The following is a 24,743-nucleotide window of genomic DNA, read 5'->3' as shown; positions in this document are numbered from 1 at the left end:
CAGCGAGAACGGCACGCCGGGGCGCACCCGGGCTCCGACCAGCATCACGGCGGCGACGCCGAGCGCCAGCGCGAGCGCCGCCGGGTGCGGGTGGCGGACGAAGTCCGCGAGGGCCCGGGCCGCGACGACCACGACGTTCTCCGCGTCACCCTTCTCCACGCCGAGGGCCGCGGGCACCTGCTGGAGCCCGATCACTCCGGCGATGCCGAGGGTGAAGCCCTCCACCACCGGGGCGGGGACGTAGGCCATGAAGCGGCCCGCCCCGCCGATGGCAAGGACGATCAGCAGCAGACCGGCGATCAGGCCGACGGTCAGCACCCCGGAGGTGCCGTACTGGTGGACGATCGGGACCAGGACGACGGTCATGGCCCCGGTGGGTCCGCTGACCTGGAGGTTGGAGCCGCCGAATATCGCGGCCAGCGCCCCGGCGACCACGGCGGTGGCCAGCCCGGCCTCGGCACCGGCGCCGGAGGCGACGCCGAAGCCCAGCGCGAGCGGCAGGGCCACGATCGCCACGGTCAGGCCGGCCAGGAGATCCTTGCGGGGCGAGCGGCCCATCGTGGCGAGGGTCGCCCGGTTCGGCAGCACGGCACGGACACGATCAGCGGCCCGGCCCGTCAGGGTGCCCTGCGTGGCACTCACGCGGTCTTCTCCCGAGCGTCGGCGTCGGCGCTTGCGCCGGGCACGGCCGCCTCACGCAGCTCGGCGAGCAGCGTCTCCTGGTCGGTGATCATCTCGGTGAGGATGCGGCGCGCGGCGCGCAGCAGGTCGGCGACGTCCGGGGTGCTCAGCGCGTAGACCACGGTGTTGCCCTCGCGGGTGGCCGTGACCAGGTTGCTGCGGCGCAGGACACCGAGCTGCTGGGAGAGGCTGGACGGCTCGATCTCGATCGAGGCGAGCAGCTCGCGCACCGGGAGCGGCCCGTCCTGGAGCAGTTCCAGCACGCGGATGCGCGCCGGGTGGCCGAGCGTGCGGAAGAACTCCGCCTTGGCCTGGTAGAGCGGGACGGCCATGCTCAGCCTGCTTCCTCTTCCTCGGGGGTGGGCGCGACCTCGATGCCGTGGTGGGCGGCGATCCGCAGGAGGTGCGTGACGCGTCCTGCGTACGCCTGGGCGCCGTCCTCGTCGTCGGCCTCCCGGGCGCTCGCCCGCCGCCGGCGGGCCTCGGCGAGCTGCTCGCGAAGCTCCTGGTCGAAAACGTCGCTCATGCGCCCCTCCTCGCCGCGGGCGTTGCCGCGCGCGGCCACACTCCTGCCGAATACAGGACAGCATCATCTATTGAATTGAAGAATTCTTCAAGTCGCGACCATTGCGGATCAGCATCTACCCGGCTCGGGGCGGTATTGACCGACGATGGTCATCGCCCCTCCCAAGGATGCGGACCTGCAGGTGCTCCGGGGCTGACCGGCCCTCCCGGGCCCGAGCATTCGGAGAGACCATGAGGGTGTCCGAGAACGCGCTGCGCCGCACCCGCCTCCCCCGGCACCGGCCGGGGGAGGGCCGCCGTCCGGTGCGTCGCTCCGGAGGTGATCGCCGTGGTTGGCGCCGATACGTCGGCCGTCCGGGCGGAGGCCCGGCCGGACCTTGCGCTCTCGCGCCGGCTCCGGCTGGTCAAGTGGCCGGCCGACCGGGCGGCGCGGTGACCCGAACAGTCAGCCGTCCTGCCGGTCTGACCGCGGAGCAGGCAGTCCGGTCGCTGGTGCTGCACGGGCCGAACGCGGTCGGGGCGGTGCCGACCGCGCCACTGTGGTCGAGGATCGCCGCACAGTTGCCCGCGGACGCCGAGCTGTTCGAGGCATCCGCGCTCCTGGTGGACGAGGCGATGCTGACCGGCGAGTCCGTCCCCGTGGAGAAGGACGTGGCCGGTGCCGCAGGGCTCAGCGCCGGCCCGGTTCCGGTACGTGGAGGGTCCGCCTCACGGCATGCGGCGGCCGTGCTCGGCGGCGACCCGGCGGGCATGGGTGACGATCTCGTCGGCCGCGTGCTCGCTGACCCCGAGGGCGCGGGTGAGCCGGTGGGCACTCCAGCCGTGCCGGGCCAGGAGGACGGCGAGCGGATGGTGCCCGGACGCCTCGGCGACAGGAGGCACCGGCGCGGGCACGACGGCGACCGGCGCCACGTGTTCCGCCGTACGGCGGCGCACCAGGGCTCTGCGTATCTCGTCCGCGCCCCAGACGACGAACGGGAACGGGGCCACGACGGCCAGTTGGGCCGGGGTGAGCGCTGCCGTCCCGAAGACGTGGTGCAGGGGCGGCAGGTAGACGATGGCGGCGGCGAAGGCGAGGGAGAAGCCTATGCCGCCGAGCAGCCGGCGGTTGCTGAGGACGCCGATGGAGCGCAGTGAGGCATGCTCGGTGCGGGCGGCGAAGGCGGTGCCGATCTGGCAGGTGACGATGCCGAGCCAGGTCACCGTGGTGGCCTGCTGGTAGGTCAGGTGCAACGCGGTGCCGGGGCCGGTCGGGTCACCGGGGTGCCAGCCTCCCAGCGTCAGGGTGAGCAGGAACCCGAACATCACCAGGCCGGCCGAGATCAGTCCGAGGAAGCCCCAGGCCCTGGCCAGCATCGAGGGCTGGATCACCCGCTGGCCGCGCGGTCGCGGGGGGCGGTCCATCAGCCCGGGCTCGGCGCGTTCGCGGCCGAGGGCGAGGGCCGGGAGGGTGTCGGTGCCGAGGTCGATGGCCAGGATCTGCATCACCGTGAGCGGCAACGGGATGGCACCGCCGGCGAGCGCGAACACCAGGAAGGGGACGACCTCGGGGACGGCGTGGGTGAAGATGTAGACGATGAACTTGCGGATGTTGTCGTACGTCCGCCGCCCGGCCTCGACGGCCGCCACGATGGTGGCGAAGTTGTCGTCCGTCAGCACCATCGTCGCCGACTCGCGGGCCACGTCCGTGCCGGAGCGGCCCATGGCGACGCCGATGTCGGCGCGCCGCAGGGCGGGGGCGTCGTTGACGCCGTCTCCGGTCATGGCCACGGTGTGGCCTTCGGCGCGCAGCGCGTCCGCGATCCGGAGCTTGGCCTCGGGCGAGGTGCGGGCGAAGATCACCTCCTCGCCCCGGGCGAGCAGTGTGTCCAGTTCCGGCTCGCTCATCGCCGCCAGCTCCGTGCCGGTGACGATGCGGGAACCGCGGTGGCCGATGCCGACCTGCGCGGCGATGGCAGCCGCGGTCAGACCGTTGTCACCGGTGACGACGTGCACGGTGATGCCGGCCCGGTGGGCGAGCGTGATCGCGTCGGCGACCTCGGGCCGGGCCGGGTCGGCCATGGCGATCAGGCCGACCAGGCACAGTTCACGCTCGGCCTCCTCACGGCGGGCGGGCGGCGGTGCGCCGGCCGGCAGCCGACGCACGCCCACGGCGAGCACCCGCAGGCCCCGGACGGCCAGGACACCGACGGCGTGGGCCACCTCGGTCCGGTCGTCCGGTGTGAGAGCCCGCTCCGCGCCGTGGTCGAGGAGGTACGTGGCGCGGAGGAGCACCTCCTCCGGCGCGCCCTTGGTGTGCAGGACGACCGTGCCGTCCTCGGCGTCGGCGGTGGTCATCAGCTTGATGCGGGGGTCGAAGCGGTACATGGCCCGGCGGTCGAGATCACGCTGCTCGGGAGGGCACGGCACGCCGAGCAGGTCGGCCAGGTCGAGCAGCGCGAGCTCGGTCGGGTCGCCGTGCCCCGTGTCCGGATGAGCCGTCGTGCAGGCGGCCGCCGCCTCGGCGACCAGCCGCACCTGCGGCGGGACGTCCGGCAGGGCGTCGACCGCGCTCTCGCCGCCCGGCGTCCAGACCGCCGTCACCAGCATCCGGTTCTCGGTCAGCGTGCCCGTCTTGTCGGTGCACACGACCGTCGTGGAACCCAGCGTCTCGACGGCGGACAGGCGCTTGACCACCGCGCCGCGCCGGGCCAGGTCGCGCACTCCGGAGGCCAACGCGAGGGTGATGGTCGGCAGCAGGCCCTCCGGAACGTTCGCCACCAGCAGGCCGATCGCGAAGCTCACCGCGGCGGCGAGTGAGAGGCCCGCGGCGAGACCGATCGGCAGGAAGGCCAGCCCGACACCGACCGCGACCACCGCGATCAGCCGGGCGGCCCGCTTGACCTGGTGCTCCAGCGGGCTCTCCTCACGGTGGGTGCGCTGGCTGAGCGCCGCGATCCGGCCGAGCTCGGTGTGCATGCCGGTGGCGGTGACCACCGCCCGGGCCTGGCCACCCGTGCACGTCGTCCCGGAGAACAGCAGGTCGCGGGCGTCCAGCAGCGAGCCCTCGACATCCGCCAGTTCCGCCGAGCGGAACACCGGCACCGACTCACCGGTCAGCGCCGACAGGTCGACCTCGACGCCTCCCGCGAGCAGCCGGGCGTCGGCGGAGATCCGCTCGCCCTCCTCGACCACCAGTACATCCCCCGGGACCAGCGAGCGTGCGGCCACGTCCCGCCGGGCGCCGTCGCGCACCACGGTCGTCTGCTCCGGCAGGAACGCGGCCAGAGCCTCCACCGCCCGCTCGGCCTGCTGCTCCTGGGCGAAGGCGAGCGCGGCGTTGAGCAGGATCACCGCGACGATCGCCACCGCCAGCGCCGGGGCCCCACTGACCGCCGCGAGCGCGGCCGCGAGGGCCAGCAACAGGGCGAGCGGGTGGGTGAACTGCTGCGCGAGCTCGCGGGGCCAGCGCCGCCCGCCGCGCCGGGCGAGGGTGTTGGGGCCGTACACGGCCTGGCGCCGGAGCACCTCGCGCTCCGCCAGACCCGCCGGTGACGTGCGCAGATCCCGGAACAGCAGTGCGATCGGCTCGCGCGGGTCGGGGGCGTCCGAGCGGTCGGACGGCCGGAGCTCGGCGGTCGGTGCCATGTTCCCTCCCCAGTGGTCGTGGGGCCGCCCGGTGACCCCGGGCCCTGTACCAACCGTAGGCAGCGGTCCGGGTCCCGCGGCAGGGCCGACCGGCCCCGGAAACCGGGTGAGCGGCCATGGCCCGGGTGCCGACGACGGCTCACGCTGAAGCTGTCGGCCTCGCCACGCGAACCGACGGCAGAGGCACACGAAGGAGGAGCGCCATGAAGAAGCAGAGGGTCCTGGTGGCCTACGGCAGCAAGCACGGCGCCACGGCCGGCATCGCCCAGGAGATCGGCCGGACCTTGGACCAGGACGGGTTCGACGCCGTCGTCGTCCCCGCCGCAGAGGTACAGGACGTGTCGGACTTCGACGCCGTTTTTTCTCGGCAGCTCGCTCTACGCGGGCCACTGGCACCGCGACGCCCTGCGCTGCGCGCATGACCACGCCGAGGCCCTGGCCCGGCGCCCGGTCTGGCTGTTCAGCAGCGGCCCGGTGGACAGCTCCGCCGAGCAGCACGACATCCCGCCGGTGCACGGAGCCGCGAAGGAGGTGCGGCACCTGCACGCCCGCGGGCATCTCACCTTCGGCGGCAGTGTCACGGCGGACACCCCGGGCCGGATCGCCCGCAGCCTCGTCAGACACGGCAAGGGCGGCGACTTCCGCAGCCCGGAGCACATCCAGCGCTGGGCGCACGAGATCGGGAACGCGCTGCGCCCCCCGGAGGCGACGTAACGCCGGGGCGGGACGTCCGCGGGGGCTCAGCGGCCCAGCCCTCGGGGCCGAGCGGCCCTGGCACGGGGGAGCCCCGGCGGAGGAGGGTTGAGGTGTGCCCAGCCGGAGCGCGCAACCGTCGTCGGACCGGACCGAGGAGCCTCAGATGTCCACCGCCCAGTACCAGCCGTCCACTGCCGGGGCCCCGTCGGCCGACGGCGTCGGCGCGCTCACCGGGCCGCTCGGCGCTGAGGGCCACGAGACCGGGACGGACCCGGACCGGGCGTCCGTCCGGTTGGCCCCCCACCTGGTGGGCGCCGTCGTCCTCGACGCGGACGGTGTCCTGACCGACTCCCAGCCGCTGCGCACGATGGCCTGGCAGGACACTCTCGACGCCTATCTGGCCCAGTACGCGCACGTCACCGGTCGTCCGCAACGCCCCCTCGATGCCACGTCCGACCTGCCCGCCCACCTGACCGGCCGACTCGACGTGGACACCGGGGCCGCCCTCCTGGCCGAACGCCCGGTGATCGCCGACCTGGCCGTCCATCACCTCGGTCCGTCGGGGGAAGACCTGCTGCGCTTGCTGGTCCGCCACCAGGACCAGCGTTTCGAGGAACTCCTGAACTCCCGGGGCGCGCCGCCGCGTACCGGCGCCGTCCGGTTGCTGCGGGCCTTGCGTACCGCCGGCATCCGTACGGCGGCGGTCTCCACCAGCCGGCGCGGCACGCTCCTGCTTCACCGTGCCGGGCTGGACGACCTGGTGGACGCCTGTGTGGACGCCGGGGACGCTGGTCACTACGGGCTCGCCGGACCGCCCGACCCGGGCCTGTACGAGCTGGCGCTGAGACTGCTGCGGACCGCAGCGGCGCGCTCGGTGCTGCTGGCAGGCACGCCAATGGGCACGGCGGCCGGTGTCCGGGCCGGATTCGGCCGGACGGCTGCGATCTCCTTCGATCACGAAGGGCCCTCGGCGCCGTGGCTGACCGGGGAGCCCCTCGTACGCGGACTGGGCGCTGTCGCGGTCGCCGCGTAGCGGCTGGGTCATCAGCAGACGAGAACACGCTCACCCGATCGCGGTACGACCGTTCAGCCGAGTTGTGGTCGATGTTCCGTGCCACGGAGGACGTACCGAGGATGACCGTCATGAGCCTGGCCGTGTGCGGACCGCAGCATCGCAATGGGGCGCTCCAGAGGATCAGGGTGTCCGGGTTCAGCTCGGTCGTCGCCTACGGGTCCGGATGCACCGGTCTCTCCCTTCAGCCAGTGTTGCCTGATGCGGCCCTGGCCCGAATCGGCCGCCACGGGTGTGGTGAGGTCGGCTAGGGTGCCCCCGGCCGGATCGATCACTGGTGTTCAAGCGCCCGGTGCACGGCCACAATGCGCTTGCGGGTGCCGAGCAGGCTCAGCACGGCGTCTGCGTAGAGTCCCGCCGCGCTCTCCCCGAATTCCAGCCCGCAGGCGACGTCACGGCGATTCCCGCCCTGCCACCAGACCCGCAGGATCAACTTCTGCTCGTCTGTCAGCACCCGAGCAACGCCCACCGGGGCCGAACGGGTCGGCAGACCGGACTGGCACGCCCGCGCGAAGGTATGGATTCCCAATGATGTTGTCGAGCCCGAGGAGTGACTTCTCGTGACGGCATCGCTGTGACCGAGCGTTTGGCGAGCTGAGCCCCGGCGGTCGAGGCGGGTGTCACTTGGTCGCAGTATCTGGCGCCGCCCGATTGTGACCGGCGACTGAAACGACTGGACACCCCGGCCTCGTACCGCTGGGGCGCCTGTGGCCGGTACGCGGTCGACGCTCCGCCTCCGTGCTCAGCGGTCCAGGCGGCGCTTGCTGAGCCAGGTGACCATCTCGGGGTCGTGATGGTCGAAGAACAGCGTGGTACCGGTGTCGAGGGCGGCTACGGCGGCCATCTGGTCGGCGGTGAGTTCGACGTCGAAGACGTCGATGTTCTGCGCCATCCGGTCGGGGTTGACCGACTTGGGGATGGTGACGATGTCGCGCTGGATCAGCCAGCGGAGCACGACCTGGGCCACGGACTTGCCGTGGGCCTTGCCGATCTCGCTGAGGGCGGGGTGGGTGAACAGGTCATTCTTGCCTTCGGCGAAGCCGCCCCAGGACTGGTGCTGGACGCCGTGCTCGCGCATGAGGGCGTGGTCGGTGGTGCGCTGGAAGAACGGGTGGGTCTCGATTTCGTTCGGGAGGCTGTGCCTCTCCCGGTCGGGGTCTTCGGGCGCCGTTCCCAGAGCGACCCACCGCCCCCCGGGGGCCCGGCAACCCTGGGGGCCCGGCAACCCTGGGGCGAGTCGCGATCTGCTGCGCGAGCAGCGTCGGCACAGTGCGGTGCACGCAGGGCTGCATGTCCTCCAGCGAACACCACCCGCCGCGTCCGCAGGGCATGGAAGGAGACCCTGACGAGGTCCCCCATGCCTCCGCTGCGCGCGGTGCCCGGCCGTAGGGTCGGGGTATGGACCGACGCAGCGAGATCCGCGACTTCCTCACCACCCGCCGCGCCCGCGTCACCCCCGAGCAGGCCGGCCTCACCCTCTCCCCGCTCTCCGGCGCCCGCCGCGTCCCCGGCCTGCGCCGCGAGGTATTGTCGCCGGCCATCCGTATGCCCTGGAGCTGGGTGGGTGAGGGGATGACGGCGCGCTTCGGGTCGTACTGGGGCGGCTTGACGCCGTCGAACGGGTTCTCGTCGTAGAGGCCGAGGCGGTGGGCGTCGAGGAGGATCGCCTTCGGCTTGTCGAAGGCGTTGGACTGGGTGGCGAGGCCGACGCCGTTGCGCTCCGTTGTCTGGATGAAGGCCTCGACGACCTTGCGGTCGAAGGTGCCCATCCGGCGGCTGCGGAAGGCGGCCATGAAGAACTTCGCCCACAGGCGGAGCACCAGGACGAACATGAACAGCTCGACGCTCCACAGGTGCAGGCTGTTGACGTACTTCCCGACTGCGGAGACGTGCCACCACGCGGGCCCCTTCAGGGCCAGCAGGCCCCCGCTGGCCAGCACCACGGTCAGGGAGGAGACCGTGAGGACGCCGAAGACGTACACCCACGAGGCCATGAAGGCCGGCTGGCTGTCGGGCAGCAGCTTTTCCGGCGGCAGCGCGACCAGCCGACGGCGTACCGCGGCCGTCCAGCCAGGCTCGGGAGTCCGGGCCTCGGTGCTCATCCGCGGCGCCGTCCGCGCGGGAAGGGCAGCAGCAGCGCGAGCACGAAGACCAGGATCATCAGGGCGATCACCACCAGGTTGGCGACGGAGATCTGTACCACGCCCCAGTGGATGTAGTGCCCCGTGCCGTCGAGGTCGATCGGCGCGGCCTGCGTTCGTGGGCTGTCGTGTCCGGATCCAGTCATGGGCCCCGACCTCCTCGATCAGATGGAAGTGAATTGGTCCTGACACCTCCGGGCCGGTAGCGCGGCGACACGGCCGAAGAGGGCCCGGGGCGGGTGAGGCTTCACCACGCCCTCGGTACGGCGCCCGCGGCTGAGTGTCGCGTTTCGGTGCTCCGCTGTGGACAAGGCGCCACCGGGCTTCACCCGATGACCCGAGCGACCCGACCGCTTCCGAGCGAAGGAGGTGACGCAGAGGACGGGCGGCGGCCCGGGGTCGGTGTCGGACGTTGGAGACTCGGTCGAGCGCGCCCGCCGTAGTGGTGACGGCCCTCGCGAGTCCGTCGGCTGCCGAGCGGTCCACGCGGATGGCGCGGGCTGTTTGCGCGGCGGCGGCAGCGCCCTGCGCGGTGCCGTCGTCGCGGTCAGCTGAGGCGGTTGACCAGGGCGGTGAAGAGCGCAGGAGCGCGGGTGGCCAGTGGGACGATTCGCGGGGCCAGTAGCGGGCTGGCGCGGATGCGTACCAGTGCGTCGGTGAGCAGGCGGTGGTTGAGGGTGGCCCGCCGCCACGCCTGCTCGTACTCCTGCGGTCGGCCGGCGCGTACGCAGCGCACCAGGTGGGCGGCACCGGTGAGGGAGAGCGAGATGCCCTCACCGGTGAGCGCGTCGATGTAGCCGGCGGCGTCGCCGACCAGCAGGACGCGTCCGGCCACCCTGGCCCGGACCCGTCGGCGCATCGGTCCGGCGCCCCGGACGGCCGAGGCGGCCTGGGCGGCGAGGCGGTGACGGAGCGCGGGGAACGCGGGCAGCAGTGCGTCGAACGGCATTCGCTCGCCGGTCAGGATGGCGACGCCGATCAGGTCCGGTCCCAGCGGGGTGACGTACGCCTCGCCGAGTGCGGACCAGTGGACTTCCACGCAGTCGGTCCAGGGCGCCACCTCGAAGTGCCGCCGCAGTCCGTAGCGCGGTGGTCGCGGGTCGGGGCGTTCCAGGCCCAACTGCCGCCTGATGGGCGAGTGCAGGCCGTCCGCGGCGACCAGGTGGCGGGCGGTGAGGCCGGCGGCGGTGACGCTGTCGCCGTCCTGGTGGACGGCGGTGACCTTCCTCGGCAGCATCGGCACGCCGAGCTCGGCCGCCCGGCGCGACAGCGCCGCGTGCAGGACGGTGCGCCGTACGCCCATCCCTGCTTCGTGGCGGAACCTGCCCTCGGCGCGGTGGCGGTCGTCGAGGTAGCGGATGCCGTGGATCGGGTGGCCGGCCAAGGTCGCCCCCAGCGCGGCCAGGGCGCGGACGGCCCCGGGCATCAGTCCCTCGCCGCACGCCTTGTCGATCGGGGCCGGCCGTGGTTCGACGACCACCGCGTCGAGCCCGGTCAGGGCGGCGTGGATCGCGGTGGCGAGGCCGGCGGGTCCGCCGCCGGCGACCAGCAGGTCGATCACGCCGGCACCGCGGCGCAGCCGGTCAGGGCGGCGTTCTCGCAGCGCAGCCGGGTGGCGAGCAGGGGCAGGTTGAGCAGGGTGAAGACGGCCGCGGTGAGCCAGGCGCCGTGGACGAGGGGCAGAGCGGCCCCTTCGGCGACGACGGCGAGGTAGTTGGGGTGGCTGAGCAGCCGGTAGGGACCCGTGGTGACCAGGGGCAGTCCGGGCACCACGATGACCCGGGTGTTCCAGCGCGGCCCCAGCGTGCCGATGCACCACCAGCGCACTGCCTGGGCGCCGAGTGCCAGGGCGAGCATCGGCCAGCCGAGGGCGGGCGGGAACGGACGGTCGGCGAACCGGACCTCGGCCAGACAGCCGGCCAGCAGCCCGGCGTGGAGCAGGACCATCACGGGGTAGTGGCCGCGGCCGTACTCGACGCCGCCGCGCGCACGGCTCCAGGCGGCGTTGCGTCGCGCGACGGCGAGTTCCGCGAGGCGTTCGGCGGCCACCAGGAGGATCAGCAGGGTGTAGGGGAGCACACGGACCTACCAGCGGAGCAGGACGAGTTCGGAGCAGAAGCCCGGCCCCATGGCGAGGAGCAGACCGGGCGTGCCGGGCGGCGGCGGGCACAGTTCGAGGGTGTCTCGCAGGATGTGCAGTACCGAGGCGGAGGAGAGGTTGCCGACCCGGGACAGCGAGCGCCGCGTCAACTCCAGCGCCCGTGTGTCAAGTCCGAGTGCTTCGCCCAGGGCGTCCAGCACCTTGGGCCCGCCCGGATGGGCGACCCAGCCGGTGACGTCCGGCGGCTTCAGGTCGTGCTCGGCGAGGAAGGCCCGGACGTCCTCGCCGACGTGCAGGCGGACCAGCTCGGGCAGTTCGGCGCCGAGTACGATCTTGAATCCGGTGTCGCCGATGTCCCAGCCCAGCGCGCGCTCGGTGCCGGGGTACAGCCGGCTGCGGGTGGCCACCACCTCGGGGCCCGCGCACTCCTGGCCGAGCGGGTGCTGCCGGCCGACGGCCACCAGCACGCCGGCGCCGTCGCCGAACAGCGCGCCGGCCACCAGGTTCTGCACCGAGGTGTCGGTGCGCTGCAGGGTGAGCGAGCACAGTTCGACCGAGAGCAGAACCGCGACCTGGGCGGGATGTCCCTCAAGGTAGTCGTGCAGCCGGGCCAGGCCCGCCGCGCCCGCGACACAGCCGAGGCCGAAGACGGGCACGCGCTTCACGTCCGGCCGCAGGCCCACCCGCCCGGCCAGCCGGGCCTCCAACGAGGGCGCGGCGATGCCCGTCACGGAGGTGGAGATCACCAGGTCGACATCCTCGGGTGCCAGCCCGGCCGCCGCCAGGGCACCGGTCAGGGCCTGCTCGGCGAGCTCCACCCCGGCTTCGACGAACAGGTCGTTGGCCTGCCCGAAGCCGTCCAGCTCCTGGTAGCGCTCCAGCGGCAGGACCAGGTGGCGGGTGCCGACGGTGGAGGTGGCGTGCAGTCGTTCCAGCACTCCGCGTTCCCCGTCGGGCGGCAGGCACATTGCCGCGAGGGCATCGGTGATCTCGCCCTGCTCGTACCGGTGCGGCGGGAGCACCCCGTGGACGGCGGCGACTCTGGTCATCCGGCCATGCTATGGCCAAGATGACTGTTCATCATGAAATGGCCGCATTCGGCAGTTTGCCCGATCTAGCATGGGGCGGTGCACACCGTCGGATCCCAGTACACGCCCGCGGCCGGGCAGTCCCGTCCGGGCGCGGGCGGCCCGGTCCGTGGCCTGCTGGCCGCCTCCCATGCCCTCCCGTCGATCGCCGTCACCGCCGTGATCACCGCCCTGGCGGCCGCTTCCGGGCGGGGCCCGGCGGGCAGTGCGCTGGCGGCCTCGGCGGTGCTCGCCGGGCAGCTGTCGGTGGGCTGGTGCAACGACCGCGTCGATCTGCGCCGGGACCTTGCCACCGGGCGGGGTGACAAGCCACTGGTGGCCGGTGCGGTGCGCCCGCGGACCGTGGCCGTCGCCTCCGGGTGCGCGCTCGCGCTGTGCGTTCCGCTGTCGCTGGCCAACGGGCTCGCGGCCGCCGCGGTTCACCTGGCCGGGGTCGCTGCGGCCTGGTCGTACAACCTGGGGGTCAAGCGCACGATGCTCTCCTGGCTGCCCTACGCCGCGGCCTTCGGGCTGCTGCCGGCCTTCGTCACCCTCGCGCTGCCCGGACACCCCTGGCCGGCCGGATGGGTGATGGTCGCCGGTGCACTGCTGGGCACGGGAGCCCACGTCACCAACGTCCTGCCCGACATCGACGGCGATCTGGCGACGGACGTCCGGGGCCTGCCCCAGCGTCTCGGCCCGCGACCGGCGAGGGTCCTGGCTGCCGTGCTGCTGCTCGCCGGGGCGTTCGTCCTCGTCCTGGGACCGTCCGGGCGGGCCGGCGCCGCGGGTTCGACCTCACTCGCCCTCACCGGCGCGCTGGCACTCGCCGTCGCGTGGCCGCCGCGGTCCGACCCGCGCAGCCGGCTGCCCTTCCTGGCCACCCTCGCCCTGGCCGCCCTCGACGTCGGCCTGCTCCTGCTGCGCGGCGCCGTTCTCACCTGACGCTGCGCATGGAAGGCCGAGGGCGGGCGTGGTGGACGGAGTCCATCACGGCCTGCGTGACGAGCTGGGCGCGCCGTGGCCAGCCGGGCCTTGAGCCGGACCGCGTCGGTCAGGTGCTGGCCGAACAGCCCGGCCGCGTTCACATATCCGATGGCACGTCAGTTATACGGCGCAAGCCGTGGTGTCGACCTGCAATGCGTCCTGGGTTGACGCCGTGTTCCTTGGCGGCGTTTCACGCCGTAAGGCCTCGTGCCTGGAAATGGGGCTCGCGGCTCCGGGGCTCGCCTCGAAGCCAGGCGTGACGCGATGGTCCAAGTTCGGGCCTCCACGTGGATCGGCGTACGACCCACCGGCACTTCCCCTGTCCCGGCATGGCACCGGCCTCACCCTGCGACGCCTCGGCCAGGACTGATCCTGTGGCCGTGGGGTGAGGCGCAGGAAACCTCTCGGGTGGAATTTCTGGTCGAACGTCGTGCGGGGGAATTTTCAAATATAAACTCATGTGCATGGCGGGCCCGAATTCTCCCGGTAAGGAGTACCCTGGAAACTACCGGGAGAAGTTACCGGTAGGACGATCGCGAGGAGGCGAATATGCGGATCACTGAGGCAGGATTTCTGGCTCTGCGACTCGTGATCGAAAAAATGTCCGCCTTTTCGGCGGGAAAGATCACAGGGTGAATGGGAGTCGGGGGGTGTGGATTCAGATCCTGTTGCCCCGGTCGGCGCTATGTTCATGCAGGCCGGAAGGCCGTTCCCCGCAGCGGTGCGGGGAACGGCCTTTTTTCAGGGCGGGGCCGTGCGCGAACAGGACCGGCCGGCAGTTGTTCGCGGGTGAACCTCTCCGGCGATTGGCAACCGTTGCGGAGGATGTCCCGTGGCTCAACGGTTCATGAGTGCCAGGGAGACTGCGGAGCATATGACCATGTCGGTCCCGTGGCTGTACGGGGAGGTTTCCCGCGTGGGTCCCGTGCCGTACGGGTTCGGGCGCGGGAAGAACGCGAAGCTGCAGTTCAAGGTGTCCGACGTTGATGCTCGGGTGAAGCGGCAGCGCATGTCGGTCGGGTGACCTGAACGGCCGGAGCGACGAGGAGGGCCTGCCCCCCACCGGGGCGGGCTCTCCTCGTTCGGGCGGCGAGGCCGAGGTCGTGCGGGCACCTCGACCACCGGCTCTCGGGGTGCCCGCACTCCCGGAAGAAGCTGTCCATGCCGCGGGCGAGGTTGATGGTGGCCCTGGTTGTCGACTCCCGGGCGCGTTGCCGACCTTTTGCTGACCCCGGCTGGTCGACCAAGCCCCCGACCCGGGAAGAACCGTGAAACGCGTGGTCGCTGGCGGAACTTCATCGGGCGGTCAACGGAGGGCATCGCGCAGGCCCGCGCCGGCTGGACGGCCGGGACCCGCTTCGGTGAGGTCCACGGCTGCGCCGGCGACCGGCTGCCTGCCCCGGAGCTGCCCGCCGTGCCCTTGAAGGCGCGGGGCGCGAACGCTGACCCGCGGAGCCCGGATCGGCGCTCGCCGGCGGGCCGGTCGGGTGGACGGCCGGGCAGTGGGCGGTCAGGTTCCTCGTGTGTGGTGGCCTCATCGCAGGGCGAGTGCGCCGTCCGTGGCCGGGCGGTCAGCCGGTGAGGTCGTAGAGTTCGGCGGTCCAGTCGATGCGGGTGTGCTCGGTGCCCTGGGGGACGAGGGCGAAGCTCTCGCGGCGGAGCCAGCGCCGGACCTGGCGGGTGGGGAGGCCGATGAGGGCGATGTCGGCCCGGTTCCTGAGCATGACGCGCAGGGAGGCGCGGGCGTGGCAGGTGCAGGGAGGCCAGATGCGGACGTCGCCGAGGCCGGTGGGTTGGTGGAGGCCTTCCCAGAGGAGGTCGCGGGAGAAGTGCCAGGTGCCGGCTTCGGCGGCGGGGCCGAGGAATTCGAGTGCGACGGCGAGCGGGTCGTCGCTGCGGTGGGCGAGGTGTACCGGGACGTCGACGCTCTGGTGCTCGCCGAGGACGAGTCGGGCGTCGACACGGAGCGCCGGACGGCCGGGGCGCCGGTGGCTGGCGGTGCGGCGCTCTCGCCTCGGGCCCTGGGAGCTGCCGGGAGCAGGGCGAGGCGTAACCGCTCCCAGGCTGGGAAACGGTGCCGGGGCGGATGTTCCGGCCGTGCACCGCGAGGTGACGATCCGCGCACCGTTCGCCCGGTGTGCAGGACGGGGCGCGGGCTCATTGGTGTCACGCCCGTGCGGTCCGGCGGTCGGGGAGAGGTCCGGCCGGCGGTCGCGCCGCCGGCCGCCGTAGCAGTCGGGGTGGCCACAACTGCCTTGCACTGCACGGGGCTTGGGTGAGCGAAGCGCTTCCGCGGCCTTGCGCGCGGAACCTCTTCCGGCGGTCGGCGACGCCCGGGGCGGCAGCCGTCCGGCACCGGCGGAGTCACCGAATCCTCGGTTTGTTGAACGTTTGTCCGTCCCGATTCGCTCCTTGTATGAATGGCGCCGGGAGGCTTTTGATCATGCAGAGGTGGATCCAGCGCTCGCGTTCCGGAGGCGAGGCGCTGCAGACGTTGGTGGACGGCCTGGCCGAGGAGCTCGGGCGTTCCGTCGTCCTCGACGACCCGTTGGTGCGGATGATCTGCACCAGCCGGCACTTCGGCGACGAGGACCGGGTGCGGGTGCGCACCCTGCTGCAGGGCATCGCGGACGACGAGGCCATCCGCTACGTGCTGTCGCAGGGGGTCGCCCAGTGGACCCGTCCCGGGGTCCTGCCGGGCCGCGACGACCTGGGGCTGCAGCCGCGCTACTGCGTCCCGGTCCGCGAGCGGGGCCACATGCTCGGCATCCTCATGGTCGTGGCGGCGGGCGCGCCCCTCACCGAGGCCGAGCGGAAGGCCATCGACGAGGTGGCCCGCGCCGTGGCGGTCGAGATGTATGCCGAGCGGCTGGCCTCGGACGACGACGAGGAGCACACCCGTCGGCTGGTGAGCCGACTGACCGGCTCGGACTCGGTGCAGCGCTGTGCCGCGCACCAGCGCCTGGTCGACGACGGCCTCCTGCCGGCCGGCCCCCACGCCGTGGTGACCAGTGTGGCCGTCTCCGGGCAGCGGGGACCCTCCGGCCAGATCGAGGTGGCGCTGCGCGGTGCGCTGGAGCCGCTCCGGCAGACCCGGACGGCGCGCGGCCTGCCGATGGTCGACCAGGACCGGGCGGTGCTGGTGCAGGTCTTCGATCGGGAACCGGCGGAGGAGGACCTGGACCTGCAGGGCCGCGGCATCGTCCGCTCCCTGACGACGTTCCTGGGCCCGGGGCCGGTCGTGGCAGTGGGCGTGGGCGGGCGCCGGACGGCACTGGCCGACGCGTGGATCTCCTACGACCAGGCCCGGGTGGCGGTGCGCGCGGCCCGCCGGCTGCCCCGACTGGAGGGCATCGGCGACTGGGAGCGGCTCGGGGAGTATGCCGTCCTCCTCCAACTGCCCGAGAGCGCGCTCAACGAATCCCTCCTGCCCAAGCCGCTGCGGCGGCTGCTGGCGAACGGCGGCGGCAACTCCCGGCTGGAGGAGACCCTGCGCTGCTTCCTGGACAACGCCGGTTCGGTGCCCAGGACCGCGGAGGTCCTGGAGCTGCACCGCACCTCGCTGTACTACCGGCTGCGCCAGATCCAGGAGATCACGGGCCTGGACCTGGACGACGGCGCGCACCGCCTGGAGCTCCACCTGGGGCTGCGGCTGTGGGACCTGCTGCAGGCCCCGGCGGAGGCGGCCTTCCCGTAGGCCGCGAGCGCCCGGGCGCGGCGTCGCGAAGTGATGGTGCTGCAGAGCCCTGTTGCTACAGAGCGATGAAGCTTCGTCGGGCAATCCCTACGTCGGTCGGTGGTCAACGGGTTCACGTCACCGCGAGAATCCTCACGACGAGCTGCCGCTCATCCCCCCGGCGACCTGCGGGTTCCGGATCCCGGACCCGCGAGCCGATACGAACGGACAAGAACGAGCACCATGCACCGACTGACCACGAACGACGGCGTGCGCCCGGCCCGCGACGTCCTCGACCGCATCGACGTGCCGACCCCGGTGCCCGGCTGCGAGGGGAGCCACGTGGACCCGGAGTCCCAGCGCTCCATCGCCGAGCGGATCCCCGGCGCCGGACTCCACGTGTTCCCGAGGACCGTGGCGAGTTCGCACGTCCCGTTCCTGGAGAACCCCGGCGGGTTCAGCGCCGTCGTGGAGACGGTCCCCTCCTGAACCGCCCCGCCGCCGACGGTGCCACCACCGGGCATCGGACGGCGGGCGACCCTCCCCAACACCCTGTACCGAAACCCTCGAACCGGTCGGAGCCTCCCGTGATCCCGTCGGGTCCCTCACCCATGCCCGAAACCGCGCACCACCTGCTCGATCAGGCCGCCGACGCCTGCATCGAGGTCCTGTCCCCGCCGCCCGGGGCCGATCCCGAGGACTGCCTCTACGTCGTGCTGCACGTCCAGGGGGTGGCCTCGGTGCGGCGGCACGGGGTCAGTACGGTACTGGCTCCGGGGGATCTGCTGATCGGTACGTCGCCGTATCCGGCGGGGTTGCTGCGGGATGCGGGGTGTCGGATGGTCCGTTTCCGTGTCCCGTGCTTCTACCTGGGGGTGCGGCACTCGGATGTGCGGCGTACGGGTGGGCTGGTGGCGCGGGGGAGTGAGGGGGTGGGTTCGCTCGCTTCGCAGTTCCTCCGGACGCTGGCGGGTCGGGGCGGGGTGCACCGGGCGCGGCCGGGTGATCATTTGGCGCGTGGCGTGTCGGACATCGTGGCGATCCTGGTGTCGGAGTTGCTGGAGCGTGAGGGTCCCGAGCGTCCGGGTGGGTCGGCGGAGTTGTTGGCGCGGATCCGTGGTCATATCGAGGAGAATCTCGCGGATCCGGATCTGGGGCCGGAGTCGATCGCGCGGGCGCAGCACATCTCGGTGCGCTATCTGCACAAGTTGTTCCAGCAGGACGGGATGACGGTGGGCCAGTGGGTGCGTCGGCGCAGGTTGGACGCGTGCCGTCGGGAGCTGGAGCGTCCGGCCCGTCGGCAGGCCAGTGTGTCCGCGGTCGCGCACCGGTGGGGTTTCGTCAGCCACTCCCACTTCAGCCGGGCGTTCCGTGACGCCTACGGGGTCTCGCCCCGCGAATGGCAGGCCTACGCCGCCCAGACCGACAGCCGGAACACGGCCTCCTGACTCCTTCACCACGGCCGCTTCCACACTCTGCCGATCCCGCCGGTGCCCGGCGACGGCGGCGCGCTGGGTTTCTTGTCGGCGGCACCGGGCGGGAGACGGAGCGCACTGTGCGACGGGGGCGGGGCGGCCGGGCCGCGAGGGGCCCGGCCGCCGTCGGCGACCGCGTCGGGCCGGTCAGCGGTCGGTGTGGATCTCGGCGATGTAGCCGCCGGGGAACTGCACCGTCGCGCTGTCCCGGCCGCCCGCGCGGACGGGTCCCGACAGCACCGTCGCGCCGGCGGCCCCGGCCCGGTCCAGGGTGGCGCCGAGGTCGGGCACGCCGTAGCCGGTGAGTTCCCGGCCGTACGGGTGGGGCAGGTGGCCGTCCGTCACGGCGACGGTGGTGGTGCCGAAGCCGGAGGTGAGGCGGACGAGCCGGTACGTGGTGCCGGGCAGGCCGATGGCGGCGCCGTCGGCCCTCCGGTCGTCGGAGACGATCCGGCCCCGGGTGAAGGCGAGGTAGCTGTGCAGGAAGGAGCCGACCGCGTCCGGCGACAGGTAGAGCCGGTTCTCCGGCACGCTGACCAGGGCGGGGTAGGACGGCGGGGTGGTGTGGACGTACAGCTGGGCGTTGATCCCGCCCGGGAACTGGACGACGGCGTCGCGGCCGATCGGGTCGGCGAACGGTGCCACGGTGACGGTCGCGCCGTCGGCACGGGCGGCGCGGACGGCCTGGTCGAGGTCGGTCACCAGCCAGCCGGTCCGTTCGGTGCCGAAGGGGTACGGCACGGGCGTGGTGTAGTCGAACACCGACAGCGTGCCGACCGGGGACACCACCAGCTCGGAGAGCGTCCGGCTGGGCGTCGGCGTCACCTGGGTGGAGACCGGGCCGATCGTGGTGCCGCCGAAGGTGGACGTCCAGCTGGTCACGAAGGCCTGCTCGGTGCCGGGCGCGACGTAGACGTGGGTGGAGTCGTACTGCGGGCCGACGGCGAACTGCTGCTGGGTGCCCGGCCGTTCGGCCGGCGTGCCCTGGGCCGCGCTCCGGGACGTGCCCTGGCCGGCGGAGGCGGCCGAGGCGGCCGAGGCGGCGGGGACCGCGGTCAGGGCGGCGAGTACCGCCACCAGCGGGACCATGCGGCGGGCCGAGCGGAGCTTCATGGGTGACCTCCTGGTCGTGGCGAACGCCCGGCGTCCCTGGAAGGGGATACCGGGCGTGAGTGTGTGGCCGGTGGGGCCAGTGGGGCTGGTGTGGCCGGTACCGCCGTCGCCGTTCGGGCCCGGGGCGGCGACGGCGGTACCGGGGTCGGGCGGACGGCCGCGGGTCGAGGGTGTCGCGGCCGTCCGGGTCACTTGGCGAGGAAGGCGAGCAGCGCGGAGTTGACCTCTTCGGAGTGGGTCCAGAGCAGGCCGTGCGGAGCGCCCTCGATCTCGACGTACTCGGCGGAGGGCAGGGCCCGGTGGAAGGGGCGGGCGGTGTTCTCGATGGGCAGGGTGCGGTCGCCGGTGCCGTGCAGGATCAGGGCGGGCACGTCGATGCGGGCGATGTCGGCGCGGAAGTCGGTGTACCAGGTGGTGGGTGCGGCCGAGGCGGCGAAGGCGCCGCCGGCGGTGGCGACGTTCCAGCTGTTGCGGACGGCCTCCTCGCTGATCCGGGTGCCGAGGTTCTCGTCCAGGTTGTAGAAGTCGTTGAAGAAGTCGGTGTAGAAGGCGAACCGGTCGGCCTTCACGGCGGCGACGATGCCGTCGAAGAACTCCTGGGGGGCGGCGCCGTCCGGGTTGTCGTCGGTCTTGAGCAGGTACGGCTCCAGCGAGGCGAGGAAGGCGACCTTGGCGATGCGCTCGGTGCCGTAGGTGCCCACGTAGCGGGCGGTCTCGCCGGTGCCCATGGAGAAGCCGACCAGGACGGCGTCGCGCAGGTCGAGGGTCTCCAGCACGGTGTGGAGGTCGGCGGTGAAGGTGTCGTAGTCGTAGCCGGTGGTGGGCTGCGAGGACTGGCCGAAGCCGCGGCGGTCGTAGGTGATGACCCGGTAGCCGGCCTCCAGCAGGGCGGCGCTCTGGCGCTCCCAGGACTTGCCGTTCAGCGGGAATCCGTGGATGAGGACGACCGGCTGGCCGGTGCCGTGGTCCTCGTAGTAGAGGTCGATGGAGGCGGAGTTCTCCTGGCCAACGGTGATGTACGGCATGGGTCTTCCCTTTCGTGCGGCAGCTGCTCGCGGCAGCGTCTTACTGCGGTGCTCGGCTGCGGAGGGTTCCACGCTAGGCGCGGTGGCCGGGGGCCGGTTGACTCCGAGAGCACCCCGAGTCGTCCGAGAGTGCTACGACCGGGCGCACCGGCGGAGCGGACGGGGACAGCGCCTCGGCTCCGGTACCCGGTGCGCTGACCGACCGCAGGCAGTGCGCGGTCGGAACAGGTGCCCGGCCCGCGCGTTCCTAGCCTGATGGCCGCAGATGTCACCGACCCCGCACGAAGCAGGAGCACCATGAGCAGCCAGCCGCGCCTCCACCAGCACGGTCCCGAGATCCAGGAGTTCGGCACCGTCACCCAGCTGCCGATCGCGCTCTCCCACGACGCCCGGCAGTACTCGTGCCAGCGGCTCAACCGGGTCCTCGCGGACACCCAGTTCCTGTACGGGCTGTACAAGAAGTACCACTGGGGCATGCGCGGGCCGACCGCGTACCAGCTGCACCTGCTCTTCGACAAGCACGCCCAGGAGCAGCTGGAGCTGGTCGACGCGCTCGCCGAGCGGGTGCAGAGCCTCGGCGGCGTCGCGGTGGGCGACCTCCGTCACGCCGCGCAGATCACGGGCGTTCCGCGTCCGCCGGACGGCATCGAGGGGGTGCGGTCGATGCTCTCGCGACTTCTCGACGCGCACGAGACCGTTCTCGCCGATGTCCGGGACGCCGCCGGCCGAACGGCCGAACTCGGTGACGACGGCACCCAGGACCTGCTGGTCTCCCAGGTCATCCGCACCGGTGAGGCCCAGGTCTGGTTCCTCGCCGAGCACTTGGTCGTCACCCCCGAGACCGGGGAGTGACCGCGGGCCGGGCCCGTTCGTCGGCGGGCCCGGCTCCGCTCCGTGCCGGGCCCTTTCGTCGGGAGCCCGGCACTTTTTCGTGCCGCTCGTCCTGTCGTACCGCTCGTCGTTCTTCCGGTGCCGTTCCTCGGCGTCGGTGCGGCGGCACGCGAACGGGCTCGGGCCCCTGGAGGGTTTCCCTTCCAGGGGCCCGAGCCCGTTCGTGTCGCGCGGGTGTCAGGTGCGGTGCAGGGCGAGGCGGGTGGCGAGTCCGCCGCCCACGCCGGCGAGCACGGCGGCGGGCAGGCACCACAGCGGCCAGGCGGCGAGGCCGAGGGCCCCGTCGAGCGACCACTGGCCGGGGCCGGTGGCGGTCAGTGCCGCGGCGGTGACGATCAGGACGAGGGGGAACTCGTACCCGTCGTGCTGGACCCACAGGCCGTGGGGCCACTTGACCGTCAGGGCGACGGTCATCACGCCCATGACGCCCGCGCCGGCCAGCGGGGTGAGCAGGCCGAGGGCGAGCATCAGCCCGGCCCCGACCTGGGTGGCGCCGGCGGCCAGCGCGGTGAGCCTGCCGCCGCGGAAGCCGTCGCCCCGGAACTCGGCGGTGCCGCCCTCCAGTCCGCCGCCGCCGAGATGGAAGCTGACCTTCTGGACGCCGTGGCCGGCGAGCAACAGGCCGACGACCAGGCGCAGCAGGAGTAGGCCGGTGTTCATGTCGGACTCCGTCGGGTGGGTTCGGTCAGCCGGCGGCGTGCGGGTCGATCATGGACTGGGCGTAGACGAGGCCCATGCCGTAGGCGCCGCCGTGCTCCTTGACGAGCTCGGTGACCGCGACGTAGGTCTCGGTGCGGGCCCAGTCGCGCTGGAGCTCCAGCAGGACCTGGATCCAGGTGACGGGCACGGCGCCGGCGGCGGTCATCCGCTGCAGGGCGTGCTCGTGGGCCAGCGGGCTGACGCCGCCGGAGGCGTCGGCGACGACGTAGACCTCGTAGCCCTGGTCGAGCGCGGACAGGGCGGGCAGGACGAGGCAGACCTCGGTCCACAGGCCGGAGAGGATGATCTTCTTGCGGCCGGTGGCCTTGACGGCCTCGACCAGGGCCTCGTCCTCCCAGGCGTTCATGCTGGTGCGGTCGACGACCTCCTGGCCGGGGAAGACGGCCTGCAGCTGCGGCAGGATCGGGCCGGAGAAGGACTCGGCGGCGACGGTGGACAGCACGGTCGGCACGTCGAAGATCTTCGCGGCCTTGGCCAGGCCGACGGTGGCGTTGATGATCGCAGTGCGGTCGCCGCTGCCGGTGCCGAAGAACATCTGCGGCTGGTGGTCGACGAACAGCATCATCGCGTTGTCGGGGGTCAGCAGGTCCGGGCTCGGAGCGGCGTGAACGTTCGCGAAGTCAACCATGACGGCTCTCTCTTCTCGTGAATGCGGGGAACGACACAGGAATGTGACACTGCGTCAGGTGCCCGGCCGGATCGGCGGGGCGGTACGTCGACGACACTAGCCCGCGGCCCGTGCGGGGTTCTGCTCGCTGCGCGCCCGGGACTGTTCCCACAACGCACGGGCACGGGCGGACCCACGGGAACCGGGCCGTCCGGACGGTGAAGTGCGCTGCCGGGCAACTGGCGATGCGCTGCGGAGAACCACGCCCGCCGCGGTCCGCCTAGGTTCGCTGCGAGGCCTGCGCCGAAACACCACCCAACGAAGGGACTTCCCTTGTCCACCATGCCCGTTGCCGGGGTGCGCCCCGGTGCTCCCGAGCAGCCCGCCGACCTCGTCGTGCGCAACGCCAAGGTGTTCACCAACGATCCGCGCCGCCCCCAGGCCACCGCTGTGGCCATCCGGGGCGGTCTGATCCGGGCGGTCGGCGACGACGCGGACGTCGTTCCGCTGGTCGGCCCCGGCACCCGGGTGGTCGACGCGCTCGGTCGTCGGGCCGTCCCCGGACTCAACGACGCGCACCTGCACGTCATCCGCGGCGGCCTCAACTACGTGCTGGAGCTGCGCTGGGACGGCGTTCCGACGCTGCGCGAGGCCCTGGCGATGCTGCGCCTGCAGGCCGAGCGCACCCCGCCCGGCCAGTGGGTGCGGGTGGTCGGCGGATGGTCCGCCGACCAGTTCGCCGAACGGCGCCTGCCCACCCTGGCCGAGCTCAACGCCGCGGCGCCCGACACCCCCGTCTTCGTCCTGCACCTCTACCAGTCGGCGCTGCTCAACAAGGCGGCCCTGCGCGCGGCCGGCTTCACCCGGGACACCCCCGACCCGGCCGGCGGCCAGATCGTGCGCGGACACGACGGCGAACCCACCGGCCTGCTGGTCGCCGCCCCCGGCGCCCTGCTGCTCTACTCCACCCTCGCCAAGGCCCCCACCCTGGACGAGGCCGACCGGATCGGCTCCACCCGCCACTTCCTGCGCGAACTGAACCGCTTCGGCCTCACCTCCGCGATCGACGCCGCCGGCGGCTTCCAGAGCTTCCCCGAGAACTACGGCACCGTCATGGAACTCGCCCGCCGCGGCGAGCTGAGCCTGCGCATCGCCTACCACCTCTTCCCGCAGACCGCCGGGCAGGAGCTCGACGACCTCACCCGCTGGGTCGACACCGTCCGCCCCGGCGAGGGCGACGAGTGGCTGCGCCTCAACGGCGCGGGGGAGAACCTCACCTGGGCCGCCGCCGACTTCGAGAACTTCACCGAGCCGAGGCCGCAACTGGGTGCCTACGAGAGCGAGTTCGAGAAGGCCGTCCGCCTGCTCATGGAGAACGGCTGGGGCTTCCGCCTGCACGCCACCTACGACGAGACGATCCGCCGTGACCTCGCCGTCTTCGAGAAGCTCGCCGCCGAGGGCCTCTTCCCCCAGGGCAACCGCTGGCTCTTCGACCACGCCGAGACCGTCAGCAAGGACAGCCTCGACCGGATCGCCGCCCTCGGCGGCGCCGTCTCCGTCCAGAACCGCCTGTCCTTCCAGGGCGAGGCCTTCGTCTCCCGCTACGGCGCCCCCGCCGCAGCCGAAGCGCCCCCGCTGCGCGCGATGCTCGACCGCGGGCTGACCGTCGCGGCGGGCACCGACGCCACCCGGGTCTCCTCCTACAACCCGTGGGTCGCCCTGCACTGGCTGGTCTCCGGCCGCGCCGTCTCCGGGCGGCGGCTCGCTGCCGAGCACAACCGCCTCAGCCGCGAACAGGCCCTGGAGCTCTACACCCTCGGCGGCGCCCGCCTTACCGGCGAGCAGGACGTCAAGGGCCGTCTGACGGTCGGCAGTTACGCGGACCTCGCGCTGCTCGACGCCGACTACTTCACCGTGCCCGAGGCCGATATCCCGCACATCGAGTCCGTGCTGACGGTCGTCGGCGGACGCATCGTCCACGCCGCCGGGGAGCACCAGGGCCTGGCCCCGGAACTGCCCGAGGTGACGCCCTCCTGGAGCCCGGTCACCCGCTTCGGCGGCTACCACGCCACCCCCGCCCCCAGCCTGGCTGCCGGGGTCCGCCAGGCCGAGGGCGTCCTGGAGGCCGTGGCGGCCTCCGGCGAGCAGCACGCCTGGCGCGCGGCCCGCGGCCTCGCCCTGCCCGGACAGTCCCAGCTGCCGACGGACCCCTGCTTCCTCTGATTCCCCCGAGGTGCCGTCAGTTCCGCAGCGGGGCGCCGCTCCGGGCCGCGTGGCGCGGCCCGGGGCGGCGCCCCCCCCCCCCCCCCCCCAACCTAAGAGGAGCCCGCGTGTCCACA

General features: G+C 72.8%; 23 protein-coding genes and 4 pseudogenes. 12 read left to right on the top strand and 15 right to left on the bottom strand.

Annotated elements, in window-relative coordinates; genetic code table 11:
- The 3 genes from ACWGJO_RS34470 to ACWGJO_RS34460 form a co-directional block, all read right to left on the bottom strand.
- Positions 1 to 558 (bottom strand): SulP family inorganic anion transporter (locus tag ACWGJO_RS34470; RefSeq protein ID WP_452189697.1); only part of this gene is annotated, 558 nt, incomplete at its 3' end.
- A gap of 80 nt (positions 559 to 638) precedes the next feature.
- Positions 639 to 1,013, bottom strand: coding sequence for an ArsR/SmtB family transcription factor (locus ACWGJO_RS34465; protein WP_452189695.1), 375 nt, complete (start codon positions 1,011 to 1,013; stop codon positions 639 to 641).
- Between the two features lie 2 nt (positions 1,014 to 1,015).
- Positions 1,016 to 1,207 carry a hypothetical protein gene (locus ACWGJO_RS34460; RefSeq protein ID WP_452189694.1) on the bottom strand — a complete coding sequence of 64 codons (192 nt, stop codon included), beginning with the start codon at positions 1,205 to 1,207 and terminating at the stop codon, positions 1,016 to 1,018.
- A 167-nt stretch (positions 1,208 to 1,374) separates the two neighbouring features.
- Between ACWGJO_RS34460 and ACWGJO_RS34455 the strand changes: the two are divergent.
- Positions 1,375 to 1,845 (top strand): annotated as a pseudogene (locus ACWGJO_RS34455) (cation-transporting P-type ATPase); the annotation flags it as partial.
- A gap of 69 nt (positions 1,846 to 1,914) precedes the next feature.
- On the opposite strand, the gene ACWGJO_RS34450 reads toward ACWGJO_RS34455, so the two are convergent.
- On the bottom strand, positions 1,915 to 4,833 hold the full coding sequence (locus tag ACWGJO_RS34450) for a cation-translocating P-type ATPase (RefSeq protein ID WP_452189693.1): 2,919 nt from the start codon (positions 4,831 to 4,833) through the stop codon (positions 1,915 to 1,917).
- Positions 4,834 to 5,036: 203 nt separating this feature from the next.
- Between ACWGJO_RS34450 and ACWGJO_RS34445 the strand changes: the two genes are divergently transcribed.
- From ACWGJO_RS34445 to ACWGJO_RS34435, 3 genes are all read left to right on the top strand, one after another.
- The gene (locus ACWGJO_RS34445; protein ID WP_452189692.1) at positions 5,037 to 5,255 is read left to right on the top strand and encodes a hypothetical protein; all 219 of its coding nucleotides are present in this window, start codon (positions 5,037 to 5,039) and stop codon (positions 5,253 to 5,255) included.
- A 52-nt stretch (positions 5,256 to 5,307) separates the two neighbouring features.
- Entirely contained in the window at positions 5,308 to 5,547 is a 240-nt protein-coding gene (locus tag ACWGJO_RS34440; protein ID WP_452189691.1) for a hypothetical protein, read from the top strand.
- A 145-nt stretch (positions 5,548 to 5,692) separates the two neighbouring features.
- On the top strand, positions 5,693 to 6,562 hold the full coding sequence (locus ACWGJO_RS34435; protein WP_452189690.1) for an HAD family hydrolase: 870 nt from the start codon (positions 5,693 to 5,695) through the stop codon (positions 6,560 to 6,562).
- Between the two features lie 310 nt (positions 6,563 to 6,872).
- On the opposite strand, the gene ACWGJO_RS34430 is transcribed toward ACWGJO_RS34435, so the two are convergent.
- On the bottom strand, positions 6,873 to 7,055 hold the full coding sequence (locus ACWGJO_RS34430; RefSeq protein WP_452189689.1) for a hypothetical protein: 183 nt from the start codon (positions 7,053 to 7,055) through the stop codon (positions 6,873 to 6,875).
- Between the two features lie 288 nt (positions 7,056 to 7,343).
- Positions 7,344 to 7,781, bottom strand: a pseudogene (locus tag ACWGJO_RS34425) (aldo/keto reductase); the annotation flags it as partial.
- A 218-nt stretch (positions 7,782 to 7,999) separates the two neighbouring features.
- Here ACWGJO_RS34425 and ACWGJO_RS34420 point away from each other — a divergent pair.
- A pseudogene (locus tag ACWGJO_RS34420) lies at positions 8,000 to 8,125 on the top strand (transcriptional regulator); the annotation flags it as partial.
- 574 nt (positions 8,126 to 8,699) lie between these two features.
- Here the strand turns inward: ACWGJO_RS34420 and ACWGJO_RS34415 are convergent.
- From ACWGJO_RS34415 to ACWGJO_RS34400, 4 genes are all read right to left on the bottom strand, one after another.
- Positions 8,700 to 8,888 carry a hypothetical protein gene (locus ACWGJO_RS34415; protein WP_452189688.1) on the bottom strand — a complete coding sequence of 63 codons (189 nt, stop codon included), beginning with the start codon at positions 8,886 to 8,888 and terminating at the stop codon, positions 8,700 to 8,702.
- Between the two features lie 401 nt (positions 8,889 to 9,289).
- On the bottom strand, positions 9,290 to 10,303 hold the full coding sequence (locus ACWGJO_RS34410) for an NAD(P)/FAD-dependent oxidoreductase (RefSeq protein WP_452189687.1): 1,014 nt from the start codon (positions 10,301 to 10,303) through the stop codon (positions 9,290 to 9,292).
- Positions 10,300 to 10,821, bottom strand: coding sequence for an isoprenylcysteine carboxyl methyltransferase family protein (locus ACWGJO_RS34405; protein WP_452189686.1), 522 nt, complete (start codon positions 10,819 to 10,821; stop codon positions 10,300 to 10,302). The genes ACWGJO_RS34410 and ACWGJO_RS34405 overlap by 4 nt, the downstream gene beginning before the upstream one ends.
- Before the next feature lie 6 nt (positions 10,822 to 10,827).
- Positions 10,828 to 11,892 carry a type III polyketide synthase gene (locus ACWGJO_RS34400; protein ID WP_452189685.1) on the bottom strand — a complete coding sequence of 355 codons (1,065 nt, stop codon included), beginning with the start codon at positions 11,890 to 11,892 and terminating at the stop codon, positions 10,828 to 10,830.
- 78 nt (positions 11,893 to 11,970) lie between these two features.
- Here ACWGJO_RS34400 and ACWGJO_RS34395 point away from each other — a divergent pair, with 78 nt between their 5' ends.
- Positions 11,971 to 12,855, top strand: a complete 885-nt coding sequence (locus ACWGJO_RS34395) for a UbiA family prenyltransferase (RefSeq protein ID WP_452189684.1) — start codon at positions 11,971 to 11,973, stop codon at positions 12,853 to 12,855.
- A 1,333-nt stretch (positions 12,856 to 14,188) separates the two neighbouring features.
- Positions 14,189 to 14,332, top strand: a pseudogene (locus tag ACWGJO_RS34390) (pirin family protein); the annotation flags it as partial.
- A 136-nt stretch (positions 14,333 to 14,468) separates the two neighbouring features.
- On the opposite strand, the gene ACWGJO_RS34385 reads toward ACWGJO_RS34390, so the two are convergent.
- Positions 14,469 to 15,158 (bottom strand): SsgA family sporulation/cell division regulator, encoded by a 690-nt coding sequence (locus ACWGJO_RS34385; RefSeq protein ID WP_452189683.1) that lies wholly within the window; start codon positions 15,156 to 15,158, stop codon positions 14,469 to 14,471.
- 182 nt (positions 15,159 to 15,340) lie between these two features.
- Here ACWGJO_RS34385 and ACWGJO_RS34380 point away from each other — a divergent pair, with 182 nt between their 5' ends.
- From ACWGJO_RS34380 to ACWGJO_RS34370, 3 genes are all read left to right on the top strand, one after another.
- On the top strand, positions 15,341 to 16,594 hold the full coding sequence (locus ACWGJO_RS34380; RefSeq protein ID WP_452189682.1) for a PucR family transcriptional regulator: 1,254 nt from the start codon (positions 15,341 to 15,343) through the stop codon (positions 16,592 to 16,594).
- Between the two features lie 222 nt (positions 16,595 to 16,816).
- Entirely contained in the window at positions 16,817 to 17,062 is a 246-nt protein-coding gene (locus ACWGJO_RS34375; protein ID WP_452189681.1) for an alpha/beta fold hydrolase, read from the top strand.
- 122 nt (positions 17,063 to 17,184) lie between these two features.
- On the top strand, positions 17,185 to 18,021 hold the full coding sequence (locus tag ACWGJO_RS34370) for a helix-turn-helix domain-containing protein (RefSeq protein ID WP_452189680.1): 837 nt from the start codon (positions 17,185 to 17,187) through the stop codon (positions 18,019 to 18,021).
- Between the two features lie 174 nt (positions 18,022 to 18,195).
- Here ACWGJO_RS34370 and ACWGJO_RS34365 read toward each other — a convergent pair whose 3' ends face one another.
- Together ACWGJO_RS34365 and ACWGJO_RS34360 are read right to left on the bottom strand one after the other, a co-directional pair.
- A complete protein-coding gene (locus ACWGJO_RS34365; protein ID WP_452189679.1) occupies positions 18,196 to 19,161 on the bottom strand; it encodes a VOC family protein in 966 nt (321 codons plus the stop codon).
- A gap of 188 nt (positions 19,162 to 19,349) precedes the next feature.
- Positions 19,350 to 20,186, bottom strand: coding sequence for an alpha/beta fold hydrolase (locus ACWGJO_RS34360; protein WP_452189678.1), 837 nt, complete (start codon positions 20,184 to 20,186; stop codon positions 19,350 to 19,352).
- A gap of 297 nt (positions 20,187 to 20,483) precedes the next feature.
- Between ACWGJO_RS34360 and ACWGJO_RS34355 the strand changes: the two genes are divergently transcribed.
- Positions 20,484 to 21,038: a Dps family protein gene (locus ACWGJO_RS34355; protein WP_452189677.1), complete on the top strand. Its 555-nt coding sequence runs from the start codon at positions 20,484 to 20,486 to the stop codon at positions 21,036 to 21,038.
- Between the two features lie 216 nt (positions 21,039 to 21,254).
- On the opposite strand, the gene ACWGJO_RS34350 is transcribed toward ACWGJO_RS34355, so the two are convergent.
- Positions 21,255 to 21,737, bottom strand: coding sequence for a DoxX family protein (locus tag ACWGJO_RS34350; protein ID WP_452189676.1), 483 nt, complete (start codon positions 21,735 to 21,737; stop codon positions 21,255 to 21,257).
- A gap of 25 nt (positions 21,738 to 21,762) precedes the next feature.
- Entirely contained in the window at positions 21,763 to 22,425 is a 663-nt protein-coding gene (locus ACWGJO_RS34345) for a hydrolase (protein WP_452189675.1), read from the bottom strand.
- A gap of 321 nt (positions 22,426 to 22,746) precedes the next feature.
- Between ACWGJO_RS34345 and ACWGJO_RS34340 the strand changes: the two genes are divergently transcribed.
- Positions 22,747 to 24,627 carry an amidohydrolase gene (locus ACWGJO_RS34340; protein WP_452189696.1) on the top strand — a complete coding sequence of 627 codons (1,881 nt, stop codon included), beginning with the start codon at positions 22,747 to 22,749 and terminating at the stop codon, positions 24,625 to 24,627.
- Positions 24,628 to 24,743 lie beyond the last annotated feature (116 nt).

Source organism: Kitasatospora sp. NPDC054795 (assembly GCF_053611565.1).
The sequence above is the reverse complement of the archived record's forward strand: the minus strand, read 5'-3'. Positions and strand labels throughout refer to the sequence as shown.

Coding starts and splice junctions, on each gene's coding strand:
- ACWGJO_RS34465 (WP_452189695.1), bottom strand. CDS start 1,013: ATGGCCGTCCCGCTCTACCAGGCCAAGGCGGAGTTCTTCCGCACGCTC.
- ACWGJO_RS34460 (WP_452189694.1), bottom strand. CDS start 1,207: ATGAGCGACGTTTTCGACCAGGAGCTTCGCGAGCAGCTCGCCGAGGCC.
- ACWGJO_RS34450 (WP_452189693.1), bottom strand. CDS start 4,833: ATGGCACCGACCGCCGAGCTCCGGCCGTCCGACCGCTCGGACGCCCCC.
- ACWGJO_RS34445 (WP_452189692.1), top strand. CDS start 5,037: ATGAAGAAGCAGAGGGTCCTGGTGGCCTACGGCAGCAAGCACGGCGCC.
- ACWGJO_RS34435 (WP_452189690.1), top strand. CDS start 5,693: ATGTCCACCGCCCAGTACCAGCCGTCCACTGCCGGGGCCCCGTCGGCC.
- ACWGJO_RS34415 (WP_452189688.1), bottom strand. CDS start 8,888: ATGACTGGATCCGGACACGACAGCCCACGAACGCAGGCCGCGCCGATC.
- ACWGJO_RS34400 (WP_452189685.1), bottom strand. CDS start 11,892: ATGACCAGAGTCGCCGCCGTCCACGGGGTGCTCCCGCCGCACCGGTAC.
- ACWGJO_RS34380 (WP_452189682.1), top strand. CDS start 15,341: ATGCAGAGGTGGATCCAGCGCTCGCGTTCCGGAGGCGAGGCGCTGCAG.
- ACWGJO_RS34375 (WP_452189681.1), top strand. CDS start 16,817: ATGCACCGACTGACCACGAACGACGGCGTGCGCCCGGCCCGCGACGTC.
- ACWGJO_RS34370 (WP_452189680.1), top strand. CDS start 17,185: ATGCCCGAAACCGCGCACCACCTGCTCGATCAGGCCGCCGACGCCTGC.
- ACWGJO_RS34365 (WP_452189679.1), bottom strand. CDS start 19,161: ATGAAGCTCCGCTCGGCCCGCCGCATGGTCCCGCTGGTGGCGGTACTC.
- ACWGJO_RS34360 (WP_452189678.1), bottom strand. CDS start 20,186: ATGCCGTACATCACCGTTGGCCAGGAGAACTCCGCCTCCATCGACCTC.
- ACWGJO_RS34355 (WP_452189677.1), top strand. CDS start 20,484: ATGAGCAGCCAGCCGCGCCTCCACCAGCACGGTCCCGAGATCCAGGAG.
- ACWGJO_RS34350 (WP_452189676.1), bottom strand. CDS start 21,737: ATGAACACCGGCCTACTCCTGCTGCGCCTGGTCGTCGGCCTGTTGCTC.
- ACWGJO_RS34345 (WP_452189675.1), bottom strand. CDS start 22,425: ATGGTTGACTTCGCGAACGTTCACGCCGCTCCGAGCCCGGACCTGCTG.
- ACWGJO_RS34340 (WP_452189696.1), top strand. CDS start 22,747: ATGCCCGTTGCCGGGGTGCGCCCCGGTGCTCCCGAGCAGCCCGCCGAC.